The 12153-nt window shown below is 60.6% G+C and carries 12 protein-coding genes and 1 pseudogene; 7 read left to right on the top strand and 6 right to left on the bottom strand.

The features are described 5' to 3' along the window. Nucleotides 1-291 precede the first annotated feature (291 nt). The 4 genes from IF803_RS37470 (at nucleotide 292) to IF803_RS37455 (ending at nucleotide 3229) form a co-directional block, all read left to right on the top strand. Nucleotides 292-1395 carry an IS5 family transposase gene (locus IF803_RS37470; RefSeq protein ID WP_461195654.1) on the top strand — a complete coding sequence of 368 codons (1104 nt, stop codon included), beginning with the start codon at nucleotides 292-294 and terminating at the stop codon, nucleotides 1393-1395. Next, on the top strand, nucleotides 1392-1706 hold the full coding sequence (locus IF803_RS37465; RefSeq protein ID WP_461195653.1) for a hypothetical protein: 315 nt from the start codon (nucleotides 1392-1394) through the stop codon (nucleotides 1704-1706). Before IF803_RS37470 ends, IF803_RS37465 begins: the two co-directional genes overlap by 4 nt. Before the next feature lie 405 nt (nucleotides 1707-2111). Continuing rightward, nucleotides 2112-2876, top strand: coding sequence for a hypothetical protein (locus IF803_RS37460; RefSeq protein WP_461195652.1), 765 nt, complete (start codon nucleotides 2112-2114; stop codon nucleotides 2874-2876). Then, the gene (locus tag IF803_RS37455) at nucleotides 2822-3229 is read left to right on the top strand and encodes a hypothetical protein (protein ID WP_461195651.1); all 408 of its coding nucleotides are present in this window, start codon (nucleotides 2822-2824) and stop codon (nucleotides 3227-3229) included. The genes IF803_RS37460 and IF803_RS37455 overlap by 55 nt, the downstream gene beginning before the upstream one ends. 768 nt (nucleotides 3230-3997) lie before the next feature. Here IF803_RS37455 and IF803_RS37450 read toward each other — a convergent pair. From IF803_RS37450 to IF803_RS37425, 6 genes and pseudogenes are all read right to left on the bottom strand, one after another. Beyond that, entirely contained in the window at nucleotides 3998-5272 is a 1275-nt protein-coding gene (locus IF803_RS37450) for an acyl-CoA dehydrogenase family protein (protein WP_461195650.1), read from the bottom strand. Between the two features lie 25 nt (nucleotides 5273-5297). Continuing rightward, entirely contained in the window at nucleotides 5298-6401 is a 1104-nt protein-coding gene (locus IF803_RS37445; RefSeq protein ID WP_461195649.1) for a phosphotransferase, read from the bottom strand. Then, on the bottom strand, nucleotides 6398-6550 hold the full coding sequence (locus IF803_RS37440; protein ID WP_461195648.1) for a helix-turn-helix domain-containing protein: 153 nt from the start codon (nucleotides 6548-6550) through the stop codon (nucleotides 6398-6400). Before IF803_RS37440 ends, IF803_RS37445 begins: the two co-directional genes overlap by 4 nt. Continuing rightward, on the bottom strand, nucleotides 6551-6691 hold the full coding sequence (locus IF803_RS37435) for a hypothetical protein (RefSeq protein WP_461195647.1): 141 nt from the start codon (nucleotides 6689-6691) through the stop codon (nucleotides 6551-6553). An 80-nt stretch (nucleotides 6692-6771) separates the two neighbouring features. Then, nucleotides 6772-7255 (bottom strand): annotated as a pseudogene (locus IF803_RS37430) (SDR family NAD(P)-dependent oxidoreductase); the annotation flags it as partial. 43 nt (nucleotides 7256-7298) lie between these two features. Continuing rightward, on the bottom strand, nucleotides 7299-8783 hold the full coding sequence (locus IF803_RS37425; RefSeq protein ID WP_461195646.1) for an AMP-binding protein: 1485 nt from the start codon (nucleotides 8781-8783) through the stop codon (nucleotides 7299-7301). 676 nt (nucleotides 8784-9459) lie between these two features. Here IF803_RS37425 and IF803_RS37420 point away from each other — a divergent pair. Genes IF803_RS37420 through IF803_RS37410 form a run of 3 tightly spaced genes read left to right on the top strand, consistent with a single transcriptional unit; the run spans nucleotide 9460 to nucleotide 12129 of the window. Next, nucleotides 9460-9810 carry a hypothetical protein gene (locus tag IF803_RS37420; protein WP_461195645.1) on the top strand — a complete coding sequence of 117 codons (351 nt, stop codon included), beginning with the start codon at nucleotides 9460-9462 and terminating at the stop codon, nucleotides 9808-9810. Further along, on the top strand, nucleotides 9807-10988 hold the full coding sequence (locus IF803_RS37415; protein ID WP_461195644.1) for an acyl-CoA dehydrogenase family protein: 1182 nt from the start codon (nucleotides 9807-9809) through the stop codon (nucleotides 10986-10988). Before IF803_RS37420 ends, IF803_RS37415 begins: the two co-directional genes overlap by 4 nt. 4 nt (nucleotides 10989-10992) lie before the next feature. Next, nucleotides 10993-12129 carry an acyl-CoA dehydrogenase family protein gene (locus IF803_RS37410; RefSeq protein WP_461195643.1) on the top strand — a complete coding sequence of 379 codons (1137 nt, stop codon included), beginning with the start codon at nucleotides 10993-10995 and terminating at the stop codon, nucleotides 12127-12129. Nucleotides 12130-12153: the final 24 nt, after the last annotated feature.

The following is a 12153-nucleotide window of genomic DNA, read 5'->3' as shown; positions in this document are numbered from 1 at the left end:
ATCCCCAAGTTACGAACTTCCCCGCCGCGCATCGCTTCGGCCACTGCAACCGAAATCGTCGCCTTGTGCACATCCAGTCCCACGAAAATGCTATCGTTCATCAGGCCCGCTCCCCATGCTTGAGGCTCGGCGCCGGACCATCCGGCGCAACCCTCGATAGGAGCTTGCCGCGGGGCGGGCCGCCCGTCACCTCAGAGGGCGAACATAGGGTCTAGCAGGCTGTTGAAGAAGTCGGTAGCGAAGCGTTACGCATCGTGATTCTCTAGGACCAGGATTGAACTGGGGGGCGCGATGCGAGGGAGTGACGAGCGGTCCGGCTCGCTTTTCAGTTATGTGGACCTGGAGGCCCGGGTTCGCGTCGACCATCCGCTACGGGTGATCCGAGACTTGGCGAATGCGGCGCTGGGCGACCTTTCTGGGGAGTTTGGCAAACTCTATACGAATTTCGGTCGCCCCTCGATCGCACCGGAGAAGTTGCTTCGGGCGATGCTCATCCAGGCGTTTTATGGGGTTCGCTCGGAACGGCATCTGATGGAACGGATAGAGTTCGATCTGCTGTTCCGCTGGTTCGTTGGGCTTGGGGTGGACGATGCGGTTTGGGACCATTCGACCTTCTCGAAGAACCGCGACCGGCTGCTCGAAGGCGAGATTGCGGCCAAGTTCCTGAACGCGCTTTTGGCGCAGCCAAAGATCAAGCGTCTGCTATCGAGCGATCACTTCTCGGTGGATGGGACGCTGATTGAAGCCTGGGCTTCGATCAAGAGCTTCCGGAAGAAGGATGGCAGCGACAAAGACGAGGATGGTCCGGGACGCAACGCCGAGCGCAGCTTCCACAAGGAGAAGCGATCCAACGAGACCCATGAGAGCACGACCGATCCTGAGGCGCGGCTCTACAAGAAGGGTGACGGCCAGCCGGCCAAGTTGAGCTATATGGGCCATGCCCTGATGGAGAACCGCAATGGTTTGGCGGTTTTGGGTGGAGTGAGCCAAGCGACAGGCACCGCCGAACGGGAGATTGCGCTTGCCATGATCGACAGGCGGAAGAGCGCGAAGCGGATCACTCTGGGGGCGGATAAGGCCTATGACGTCACGCAGTTCGTGCACGACCTGAGAGATAGATCGGTTACCCCGCATATCGCGATCGACGGACATCTGAGTAAGACCGGCAAGCGGCGCAAGACGGCAATTGACGCGCGTACCACACGCCACAGTGGCTATGACATCAGCCAGCGTTGTCGCAAACGCATCGAAGAAGTCTTCGGCTGGATCAAGAGTTCCGCTGGCTTGGCCAAGGTCAAGCTGCGAGGTCGCGACCGGGTGGATGCCGTCTTTGTCCTGGCACTTGCGGCCTATAATCTGATCCGGCTTCCCAAGCTTCTGGCAGCACCGGCATGAGCATCCGGGGCAGATGGCAGGTCGTCGAGACGCCAGGCTACGACATCGCCTTGGCGGGCGCCTACATCCTGTTCGATGAGGCCGGCGGCGAATTCGCCTTCGATTGCCTCACTGGCTCCATTCATGGAGCCTGCCACGGCGATACCGTCGAGTTCGGTTGGCAAGGAAACGACGAAATGGAGCCAGCCGAGGGTGACGGTTGGGCCGAACTAAAGGATGACGGCTCACTCGAAGGGGAGATCTGCCTCCTCAACGGCGACAACATCCCATTCATCGCGCGCCGTTCAAAGCCTTCTTCAACAGCCTGCTAGGGGGACTTGCCAACTGGGTTGCGCAGCCGTAGCAAGAGAACGCAGGCGTTATTCGCCGTTGTCGAAGCAATGTTGATTTTGGCGGAGCTCAATCGCCCAACAGACTGCTTTTGGTGTGAATGTTTTGCTGCAGCTCGCAGCGCTTTCGTGGTCTGCTGTCTGCTGCACACTCGATCGCACGTAAACGGCTGGGCGACGGGAGCTCAGTTCCTTCCGCACGCTGCGCGGACGTGCCAATGGTTTTGACCAACTAACGATTGATCGCATAAAAGCTTCGCACACGACCAAGATCGTACACACAATTTCGACAAAATCGGACGAAATTTGGTGATTTCGGCCTCGAGTCCTCGCCTATAATCAATCGCTCTTGCTCTCGCCGATCGCCGTTTTTCATTGAGGACGTTTATGAAAACCCAGCTTTCGATTTGTCTAGCCGCAAGGAAGCGGCTTGTACTCGAGTTCCTTTTTGCCTTGAGTGTCGCCATTTTCGTCGGCGGCTTCGCTGAAACTGCAGCAGTCGGTGAGTCGGAGTGTGGCACCAACGATGCCGCGCACATATGCGATGTTGTAAGCGCTGAGGATCTTGTTCGCCTACCCGGATCGGATTACGTACTCGCAAGCAGCTATCACGTAACCGGCGGCCCACCCAGCAAGGGCCTTTACTTAATTCACGCAACCGAGAGGAAGCCAATTGAGGCGACCTGGACAGCCGGGACAGTATCCGGCTCTTTCGATTGCCCCGGCCCGCTCGAACGCGGCAAGCTGTCTTCTCATGGAGTCGCCATCCGAGACACTGGGGCCGGATCGCCGACGGCCTACGTCATCAATCATGTGCGCGAAGGCGTCGAAGTTTTCAATATTGATAGTTCTCAATCGCCCCCGATTCTCAAATGGATCGGCTGCATTCTCGCCCCTGACAATATGGATCTCAATTCGGTGGCACCGCTTCCGGACGGCGGGATTGTTGCAAGCGTGTTGTCCGAGAGGGGCGATCCGGATGTGAACAAGAAAATTTTTGCCGGTCAGCCGACAGGCTTTATATTGGAATGGTTGCCGAAAAAGGCGGATGGCACAGGATACCCGGCTCTGAGGCGTCAGCAAATAACGGAGTCGAAGTGTCGAAAGACGGAAAATATATCTATGTCGCTGCTTGGTCTGGCCGCGAAGTGATCAGGTTGAATCGTAAAGGAGGCACGGAAGGCAGAGTGACGCTGCCGGTCGGCTTTTATGTCGACAATCTGCGCTTCGCGGATGACGGGTCGATCATCGCAGCCGGCCAGGCCGCCTCGGTCGAGAAGATATACGGATGCTGGGCTCCGGGAGCTCCGATCGTCTGCGCTGTGGATACAGCCGCTACACGCATCGATCCGAAGACAATGAAAGCAACGCCGCTTTTCACCCTTAAGGGCACTGAAACATTTGGCGCAGGAACCACGACCATTGAATTTGCTGACGAGTACTGGGTCGGAACATTCAGGGGTAGCAGCATCGCCAGGGTTGCAAAGACAGGCTCGGCGAAGTAGGCCTCCAACCGACTCTCTCTTCCGAACGGCGCGGTATCGGTTTGAATATGTGCCGATACACAACGTTCGAACAGCGGTCGATATGTTTGGGCTCTTTGGAGAGAGTCGGGTCTTGCGTCAGTCTACGCTGATGGTACGGCTCACTACGTCAAAGCCGCGCTTGCCAGCGCGGCTTTGACGCCAGTGTTCCCTGTCGGGCCGCATGCGCCGACGGCAGCAATTTGCCGAACGGCATCCGACGCATGACATAGGAGCGGTTTTTCGTACTGAGCCGGTAGGTCGGTTGGACTGACCGCCCTTGACTGAAGGCCGGTCAACGGGCGCTCATAGCTTGGAGATTCTCGAGCATCCACGCATGGATGCGGGCTTCATTGAATCGATCTTGTTGCACTCGCTTCACCAGCAAGATTGAGACACAGGCCAAACTCCACATGATCGATCTCGACGCGGCAAGCTCTGCCACGACTTTGTCAATCCCGGCAACTACTTTGCACGCCAGATCATCCGCTGGACTAAGAAGCGGTGCCGTCCCTCGAGAATCGCAGCACGCTCTCGAGTTTGAGAAGATCGCCTAATGGTTGCCGCGAACGGTGTCACAGCGGCAGCGCGCGTCGATCGTCCACGCCATGATTTTTCACGGGATTGAAACGCGCGTGCAGGCTGTGCTGGATAGCTGGCAGCGCTCGGCGATCCCATCGCCACGCATGCCGAGCCTGCAGGGCGCCGCGAATGCATGCGAGTGCCGGTCGGGTCTTCCGAAAGAAGTGATCAGCCTCCACGCGTGACGGTGTCTGCCGCGTCGCGGCCGGGGGTGCCGTACTTGCCGAGCTCCCACTTCGCGATTGCATTGCGGTGGACCTCGTCCGGGCCGTCAGCGAAGCGCAGAGTGCGTTGGCCGGCATAGCCGTGGGCGAGCGGGAAGTCGTCGCACATGCCGGCGGCGCCGTGGACCTGTATCGCCCAGTCGATCACCTGGCTGGCCATCGTAGGGGCCACGACCTTGATCATCGCGATCTCCGTCTTGGCCATCTTGTTGCCCGCCACGTCCATCATCCACGCCGCCTTCAGCGTGAGCAGGCGCGCCATGTCGATCTTGCAGCGCGCCTCGGCGATGCGCTCCTGCGTCACCGTCTGCTGCGCAAGGCTCTTGCCGAAGGCTACGCGCGAAAGAGCACGCTTGCACATGAGCTCCAGCGCGCGCTCGGCTAGGCCAATCGTGCGCATGCAGTGGTGGATGCGGCCCGGGCCAAGGCGGGCCTGCGCGATCTCAAAGCCGCGGCCTTCGCCCAGCAGGATGTTGCCGGCGGGCACCTTCACGTTCTCGAAGTACATCTCGACGTGTCCGTGCGGGGCGTCATCGTAGCCCATCACGTTCAGCGTGCGCACGATTCGCACGCCGGGCGTATCTGCCGGGACGACGATCATGCTCTGCTGCGAGTGGCGCGGCGCTTGCGGGTCGCTCTTGCCCATGGCGATGAACACGTTGCAGCGCGGGTCGCCCGCGCCGGAGATCCACCATTTGTGGCCGTTCACCAGGTAATGGTCGCCCTGGCGCTCGATGCGCGTGCAGATGTTGGTCGCGTCGGACGATGCCACTTCGGGCTCTGTCATTGCAAACGCGGAACGGACCTCGCCGGCCAGCAGCGGCCTTAGCCACTTGGCCTTGATCTCCTCGGAGCCGTAGCGCGCGAGGATCTCCATGTTGCCGGTGTCGGGCGCCGAGCAATTGAAGACCTCGCTGGCCCATGGCACCCGCCCCATGATCTCGGCCAGCGGCGCGTATTCCGAGTTAGTCAGGCCCGCGCCGCGGTAGCCGGAGGCTTCCGCCGTTTCCTTGGGCAAGAACAGGTTCCATAGGCCCGCATCGCGCGCCCTCGGCTTGAGCTTCTCGATCGTCTCGAGCGCGCTCCAGCGCTTGCCCGCCTTCGTGTTGGCCTCGAGCTCGTCCTTGAAGGCCTTCTCGTTGGGGTAGACGTGGTCGTCCATGAACTTCAGGACCTTGGCCTGCAGTTCCTTGGTCTTGGGGGAGTAGTCGAAATCCATCGTGACCTCCTTGGAAATGATTGGTTCAGGCCTTTTCGGCGAATCGCCAGGCCATCTGGGCGAGGGGCCGCGCGCTGGCGCCCGAAGACGCCGCCTGCGCGCTCGAGGCCGTGCCGGCTTCGACGCGCTTGGCGATGCCTTGCAGGATCGCCGCGAGCCGGAACAGGTTGTAGGCCATGTAGAAATTCCAGTCCGCCTTGAGCGCTTCGGGCGTCGTGAGCTTCGTGCGCTCGCAGTAGCGGCGGATGTAGTCGTCCTCCTGCGGGATTCCGAGCCTGCACAAATTCAGGTCGCCGATGCCGCGAAAGGAGCTGTTCGGGATGTGCCAGGCCATGCAGTGGTAGCTAAAGTCCGCGAGCGGGTGGCCCACCGTGGACAGCTCCCAGTCGAGCACGGCGATCGCCCGCGGCTCGGTGGCATGGAACATCAGGTTGTCCAGGCGGAAGTCGCCGTGGACGATCGAGACCTTGCTTTCATCGCGCGCCGCAGTGGGGATGTGCGTGGGTAGCCATTCGACAAGGCGCTCCATCTCGGAGATCGGCTGCGACATCGGGCCCGCGCCGTCGGCGGACATCTTGTACTGCTTGCTCCAGCGGCCGATCTGGCGCTCGAAGTAGTTGCCGGGCTTGCCGTAATTCGCCAGACCACATTCGGCGAACTTGACCGTGTGCAGCGCCGCGATCACGCGGTTCATCTCGTCGTAGATATCACTGCGTTGCGCAGGCGTGGCGTCGGGCAGCGACTGGTCCCACAGCACGCGGCCCTGCATGTACTCCATGATGTAGAACGCGCGGCCGATGACCGACTCGTCCTCGCACAGGGCGTACATGCGCGGCACGGGGACTTCGGTGCCCGCCAGGCCGCTCATCACCGCGAACTCGCGCTCGATGGCGTGCGCCGATGGCAGCAGCTTGGCCACAGGCCCGGGCTTGGCGCGCACGACGTAGCTGCGCGACGGCGTGTTCAACTTGTACGTGGGATTGGACTGCCCGCCCTTGAACATCTCCACCGTGAGCGGGCCCCGGAAGCCCTCGATGTTGGCGTGCAGCCAGGCCGCGAGCGCCTCGACGTCGAAGCGGTGCTGCTCGGCCACGGGTCGTGTGCCGACGAAGTGGTCGAACTGGCTCATTCGGCGGTCTCCACGATTCGCATCAGCCCTTCGCGGTTGCAGATCACCAGGCCGCCGCACTCGATGCGGATCACTTCCTCGCGCTCCATCTGTCTCAGTTCCTTGTTGATGCGCTGCCGGGAGGACCCTAGCAGCTGCGCGATTTCCACCTACGTCAGCTGCAGGCCGATGCGCGTCTCGTGCCCATCCGTCAACGCAGGCACGCCATAGCCGCACACCAGGTGCTGCAGCCGCTGGGCCAGGCGCGCGCGCAAGGGCAGCGTGTTCAGGTCCTCAATCAGGCCGAACATCTGCCGGAGGCGCAGCTGGGCCTCGTACAGCTCCACTGCGACAGGATTTTTTTGAAGTCCGCGCGCCAGATGCACGGCTGCTCGTAGCGAGCCTTGCCGAAGATCGAAGCCAAACTCGAAGTCGCAACCAGGCGCCCGAAGGCATCGCCAGCGTTGGTGCGCTCGGTCATAGTGCCTTGCCACGGTCTGGAATGTGAGAAAAACACCATCGAGGTTGGTAGCAAACATCTCATGCTATTCCTCTTCCGTGCGCTGGATAAATGCGCGCCCTCCAACATCGCCGATGCCGGCATTCGCGAAGCAGCCGTCCACCCGCCCGAAAGTGTCAAGCGTCGCCTTCATTGCCGCATCTGCGGACGCCCGGTCCGTGACATCGCAGATACGTGTGTCGACCTTGTCAGGCGCCCCCAGGCTGGCGGCAGCACTCTTGTTCTTTTCGGCGTTGCGGGTCCAGATCGAGACATTGCAGCATTGGGCCGCAAGCACCTGCGAGATGCCGAGGCCAATACCGCTTTTGCCGCTCGTGATCACTGCCACGCGGCCCGTGAGATCAAAAATATTCATGAGCCCTTCCCCCTGGGAACACTGTGGGACCAAGTGAAGCGGGCTAGCCGTGGCCAGCAGCCAACTTCAATCGCGCGATTCGTTCATCACGCAGCTTGGTCCGGCGCACCTTCCCCGCGTCGTCGCGAAGAGGCTCATCGACGAACTCAAAAGTTCGCGGGCGTTTGTAGCCCACCAGCCGGTCCTCGAGGTGCACTAGCAATGCCTCCGCAGTCAGCCCCGAGCGAGCCTGGACGATGGCGTGAACGGTTGATCCCATGTCCTCGTCGGGAATGCCGATCACAGCGCTCGACAGCACAAGCGGATGCTCGTCGATGGCGGCCTCAACCTCAGCGGGATATACGTTAGCGCCGCCGACGAGAATCATATCGACACGTCGGTCGACGAGATAGAGGTAGCCATCCGCATCAAAGTAGCCAATATCGCCTAGGGTTTCCCAGCCGCCCGGGAGGGCGGAAACCATCGCACCCCGTATGGTGTAAGACGCTGGGGAGCCTACTGGGCGCCGCATGTAGATTTCGCCGACTTCGCCCGGAGGCAGTGCCTTACTGTCAGGGTCCACGGCAATCATTTCTCCGCCGAGCACACGTCCGACAGAGCCTCGGTGCTCGAGCCAATCGCTTCCGGTGATTTTGGTCCAAACCTCGGTCTCGGTACCGCCATAGCACTCCAGAATCACCTCAGGCCCCAACCAGCGAATGAAAGCCTCCTTGAGCCACGGCGGGCATGGTGCAGCCAAGTGCCAGAGGGTGCTCAGTGACGAGACATCGTATCGGTCGCGCACCTCTTTCGGCAGCCGCCAAATCCGGTTCATCATGGTGGGAACGAGATAGATCCACGTTGCCCTCCGCTGTTCTATCTCGGCGAGTACGAGCTCGGCGTCGAAGCGCGGCATCAGCACGAGGTGGGCATGCTTGATGAGCGCTTCCAGGGCACACAGAAAAGGCCCCCCGTGATAGAGGGGGCCTGGTATCAGCATCGTGTCGCCGGCTCGCACGCGCCACTTGCCTTCGTCAGCGGGCACCGCCAAGGTCAAGCTGGGCGAGTTCGAGAGAATAAGCTTCGGCCTACCGGTAGAGCCGCCCGAGGTCATAGCTTTGACACATGGAGACACGCGCGACTTCAGCGGCCGCTCATCAGCGCACAGCGCAAGGAGATCGTCGACAGTAACTCGTCGCCGACCCACGTCTATGCCCGGCAAGGCGATCACCACCGCTGGGTCGGCCACGTCGACGATGGCCCGAAACTCGATGTTTGTTAGCCGGAAGGACACTGGTTGCGGCGTCGCGCCCAGTTTCCACACGCCCCAGCAGGCCTCAATGAACTCAACCCCGTTTGGCAGCCCGATGGTCACAAGGTCGCCAACCTTAACGCCGAGCCCCTCAAGCGCCCGCGCGATGCGGTTGGCCTGCGCCTCCAACTGCCCGCAGGTGAGAGTTATCCGGCCGCAACTGACCGCTGGCATGTCCGGCGTCGTTTGGGCGCGGCGAAACAACATCTCGCCCAACGGAATCAAATCTTCAGTCATTATTCGGTTCCAGTGCAAACTTTGTCTTGCCGCTACTTACCTGGACCCAGCCGTTTGAAGCCCATGCAGACCTAAATGTAGTGAGCGTTCAGATGTTGGTTGATGCATTTAGGCGCACGGCGACGCCGAAACTCCACTTTTGCTTGACGGCTTGCGAAGAATTTCTGCGTCCGAGCGCCATGCCATTAGTTGGGTACTTTCTCAGCCGACCTTCCGAGTCCACTTGGTCACGAACGGCATGCGCTGTGCGATACGCCGGCGCTGCGCCGTCTCCTGCTAGCGAGTGGAACGGCATCAAGGGCGGCTCCCGCTAAGTTGCCGCGGGTGGTCCTCACCCTCTAATTCCTACAGTGTTGGAGCAATATGCAGCAGCATTGGATGCGGCGTGTCGGCCGTGCGACGCATCGCCATACAGGGTTGCGGGCCTAGCGCCAGCGCCTTGGGGAAATAACGCGGTTAAGGGCGAGCCCAATTGCGCAGAGCTGCCAGCATCAGGGTGAGCGGCTTGTTGCAAGATCAAGCACAGTGTCTTTAGCTGGTGCCCTCAACTCTGCGGAAAACTGCGACGCTCACGTCACATTTGCAGCGTTCCGGCTTTAACCATCGGACATAATGTCGTGCGTTTCCGAGAAACAGAGCAGGTCTTGCGATATTAATTGTTGATGGGCTCCGAGCTATGAAAATTCGTATTCGTCATCCCCGACTGTGGATCACCTCCGCATCAGGACTCCCTTCGACCAAGCAGCGCGTAGTGGGCGGGAGCCACAAAGCATCGCTCGCGCTTAGTAATGTGATTGCGCTCTCCGGCATCACGTTTGCTGTCGAGGCGTTGGACTGCTCGCACGGGCTGCGCTTTTCCCGATCCAGCGTAACGGGCGTCGAATCAATCTTGTCCTCGCGCGATCAGGCCGACGACATCGTGGTATCGAACATCCGTGGCGTTCCAGGCGATAACGTGACGGGAGGCACCATAGCGCTGCCCAGCGCTTCCAAAGTGAGATCGCGGCAATGGATGCGCACGCTATGAGCGACCTTGAGATTTTTCGCCGAGAAACGCGTACATGGCTTGAAGCGAACTGCCCCCATGAGCTGCGCCAGCCGATTCGCTCCGAGGAGGATGCCGTTTCGGGCGGGCGTCGGGCTGTCTATAGTGATCCGGCTCAAAAGGTCTGGTTGGACCGCATGGCCGCGAAGGGCTGGACGGCCCCGGACTGGCCTAGACCATATGGTGGCGGCGGACTGTCGCCGGCGGAAACAAGGGTCCTCCAGAACGAGATGAGCCGCGCCGGTTGCCGCATTCCGTTAAGTTCGTTGGGCCTATATACACTGGGTCCGACGCTGCTCAAGTACGGTAACGAGGAGCAGAAGCGTGAACACCTGCCGAAGATGGCCCGCGGTGAGATCCTCTGGTGCCAAGGCTTTTCCGAACCGGGTGCCGGGTCCGACCTCGCCTCCTTAGCCACTCGGGCGGAGGACAGGGGCGACCACTTCCTCGTGAACGGCCAAAAGATTTGGACTAGCGACGCAGATAAGGCCGATTGGATCTTCTGCTTGGTGCGAACCGACAGCTCAAGCAAGCATGGTGGTGTCTCGCTCTTGCTGATCGACATGGAAACGCCCGGGGTCTCCACCAAGCCGATCAGGCTGATTTCCGGCTACTCCCCGTTCTGTGAGACATTTTTCGATGACGTCAGGGTGCCGAAGCAGAACCTGGTAGGTGAGTTAAACAAAGGCTGGGAAATCGCAAAGTTCTTGCTCAGTCACGAACGCAAAGGCATTTCTGGCGCTGGCTTGGGGAGCAGTCAGTTCTCGCTCGGCGAAATCGCCAAGCGCGCCCTCGGAGCCGAACTAGATGGCCGAGTAGACGATCCGGTCTTGCGGGCGCGCATCGCGCTTTTCGAAGTTCGTGCCTTAGCGTTCAAAGCCCTGTCAGAACGCTACATGGACGAATTGAAGCATGAGCGGGCGCACCCCGCCCAGTCTTCGGTGATCAAATATTTCGGCGCTGAGCTAGAGAAGCAGCGGCACGAGCTGCTGATGGACGCTGAAGGTTCCGAGGCGCTGGAGTGGGAGAGTCACCGGTCTCGCTGTGGATCCAACGCTCGCGCCTGGCTCCGCACCAAAGCCTATTCCATCGAAGGCGGCACCTCCGAGGTGCAGCTAAACATCATCGCTAAGCGCATTCTCCTGCTCCCTGAGATCTGACGCCATGCCCCTGTTTCACACTGAAGACCAGGTGAACCTCTCCGACACAGTGAGACGCTTTCTTGCCGAACAGGCGCCGGTAAGCCACATGCGTGCGCTACGCGATGCAGATGACAAGAAGGGCTTTTCGATCGAACTTTGGAAGCGCTTTTCCGAGCTCGGCCTGAACGGTGTCCTCGTGGACGAGGCGCATGGTGGCCTAGGACTCGGTCACGTGGAGGCCGGTGTCGTGCTTGAGGAGATCGGGCGCAATCTCACGCCCTCGCCGTTCCTTACGACAGCGATTGGCACGGTCACCGCGCTAGTGGAGGGCTCGGCGGAGCAGCGTCAATCGTGGCTGCCACGCATCGTAGCCGGCGAGGCGGTAGGCGCGCTTGGTATCGACGAAACCGCCCACCACAGGCCCGAGCGAATTGCGCTGCGGGCCGCGCGGGTCGGGAATGGATACCGTCTGGCCGGCGAGAAGCGCTTTGTGAGTTACGGGCACGTGGCCGACTTCTTGATCGTCGCGGCCCGGACTGCCGGTTCCGAGAACGAGCCGCTGGGTATCACGCTTTTCCTCGTTGAAAGCAGGGCTACAAATCTCAGGCCCGAAGCTGAGCGTCTAATAGACGCCAGCGTCGCCACGCGTCTGAAGTTCGACTGCGTGGACGTTTCTGCGGATGCGGTGATTGGCCAGGTAGACCATGGTCTCGATCGACTGACGAAGATGCTTGCTGCCATGCGCGCGGGCGCCGCCGCCGAAATGATTGGCGTGGCGTCCGCTGCGCTCGACATGACCATTAGTTACCTTAATCAGCGTAAACAGTTCGGGCGGCTGATCGGCTCGTTCCAGGTGCTGCAGCACCGCGCCGCCCATCTGTACGCAGAAATGGAAGTGGCCCGAGCCGCCGTGATCAAAGCCCAACAGCTGCTTGATGCGCACGACGGCGCTGCCGAAGCAGCAGTGATGGGAGCCAAGGCTATGACCGGCATGGCTACTGCACTCGCCGTACAGGAAGGCATTCAGATGCACGGCGGGATCGGTATGACCGATGAGTATGTCATTGGCGACTATTTGAAGAGACAAAGAGTGCTGACCGAAATGTTCGGCAACGTCGACTACCTTGCGAACCGTTTAGCGCAGCTAGCGGGATACTAGTCTTACTGAGAATGTCGCGGGCCT

This window comes from Bradyrhizobium sp. UFLA06-06, from assembly GCF_054820065.1.
Note: the sequence above shows the minus strand (reverse complement) of the source record. Positions and strands in the feature narration are given on the sequence as shown.

Coding starts and splice junctions, on each gene's coding strand:
- IF803_RS37445 (WP_461195649.1), bottom strand. CDS start 6,401: ATGAGCCAGTTCGACCACTTCGTCGGCACACGACCCGTGGCCGAGCAG.
- IF803_RS37450 (WP_461195650.1), bottom strand. CDS start 5,272: ATGGATTTCGACTACTCCCCCAAGACCAAGGAACTGCAGGCCAAGGTC.
- IF803_RS37465 (WP_461195653.1), top strand. CDS start 1,392: ATGAGCATCCGGGGCAGATGGCAGGTCGTCGAGACGCCAGGCTACGAC.
- IF803_RS37415 (WP_461195644.1), top strand. CDS start 9,807: ATGAGCGACCTTGAGATTTTTCGCCGAGAAACGCGTACATGGCTTGAA.
- IF803_RS37435 (WP_461195647.1), bottom strand. CDS start 6,691: ATGTTCGGCCTGATTGAGGACCTGAACACGCTGCCCTTGCGCGCGCGC.
- IF803_RS37425 (WP_461195646.1), bottom strand. CDS start 8,783: ATGACTGAAGATTTGATTCCGTTGGGCGAGATGTTGTTTCGCCGCGCC.
- IF803_RS37410 (WP_461195643.1), top strand. CDS start 10,993: ATGCCCCTGTTTCACACTGAAGACCAGGTGAACCTCTCCGACACAGTG.
- IF803_RS37420 (WP_461195645.1), top strand. CDS start 9,460: ATGAAAATTCGTATTCGTCATCCCCGACTGTGGATCACCTCCGCATCA.
- IF803_RS37460 (WP_461195652.1), top strand. CDS start 2,112: ATGAAAACCCAGCTTTCGATTTGTCTAGCCGCAAGGAAGCGGCTTGTA.
- IF803_RS37470 (WP_461195654.1), top strand. CDS start 292: ATGCGAGGGAGTGACGAGCGGTCCGGCTCGCTTTTCAGTTATGTGGAC.